This is a genomic window from Oleiphilus sp. HI0132, assembly GCF_001635845.1.
The window spans coordinates 1-1176 of the sequence record NZ_LWGJ01001221.1; the positions used below are offsets into that span (position 1 = coordinate 1).

At 45.9% G+C, this 1176-nt stretch carries 1 protein-coding gene; it reads right to left on the reverse strand.

The window, feature by feature from the left end; genetic code table 11:
• A partial coding sequence (locus A3766_RS17900) for a TM0106 family RecB-like putative nuclease (RefSeq protein ID WP_156508954.1) occupies nucleotides 1-1176 on the reverse strand: 1176 nt, incomplete at both ends.

The following is a 1176-nucleotide window of genomic DNA, read 5'->3' on the forward strand; positions in this document are numbered from 1 at the left end:
AGGACGCCACCTTTAACGATTTTGTATAGGTCAACGAACACCTCATTGCGAAGCAACTGGTCTACTTCGTATTCGCATACACCATAACGGCCCATCAATTTGCGGCAGGCTGCGATTTCATAATTGGCGTAATGGTATATATGCATCTTTGGGTCTTGCTGCCAACGCTGGTAAACCCATTGAATAAAATCTTGGAAGCACTGTTTTTCCTGTTCCGGATTGTGAGCCCAGAAGTCGTTAAATTGTCGATTTCCTTCCTCATCAAAATACGTGTTGCCCCAAAGGTACTCTAAGCCGCCTTCATCAAGTGGATAGCCTTCTATATCGAAGAACACATCAAGCGGTGAGTGCGGCGGGAGTAATGCTAAACCTGATTTTTCATTGGGTGCAGGCGTAATGATTTCGAATCGCGGAATGGCGCTGCCAGCACTTTGCTTTTGGATTTTTGCCTGAGCTTTCAGTTTCTCAAGAACTATCGTGTTAATGCCTGGCACATACTCGATGTCGTTCGTCGCTAGTTCTTGCATCGTATCGATGCCAGCTTGATTCAACTTCTTGATTTGGCCTTTGGTGATAGTCGCCACCTGAAATAAGTGGTCTTTTTCAATCAATAGAGATTCAGCGTAATTACTCCAATCGGCCCAATTTTTAGAATCGGCAGGATCTGGTCGATTGTCTGGCGAGTAGTTACTGTGATCGTGTAAGAATGATGCTTTCAGAGTTTGGTAATAATAAAAGTAGTCACTCGTTCTGAGTCGCTCATTTTCGCCATTGCCCAATGCTACCGTTATAAACTCTGGCAGGCACCCTTGTATAGCTTCGAGCATTTGCGCATAACAACACAGCTGGATCACAAAGGTCGGTTTTAACTTGTTGGCGAGTTTGGTGTCCCATACTTCGTAATGCCAATCACCGAGACCGCTCTTGTTTGTAGAAGGAGAGCTAGACTCGGCTTCATGGCTTACCTTAACCAGAAAGTCTGCATAGCCACCGAAAGGTGGTAGCTCTAATCGGGCTTGTACAATGACATCAGCGCCTTGGCGCATCGCTGCAAGCGTATTGGCGTGCTTTTCATCTGACGATTCACCTTCGATTTTAACTACATTGAGGCCTTGCTCAATAAAGGCTGCCTCCAACGCATCCTCATGCTCATAGCCCTTTTGTGCGAGGGAACTC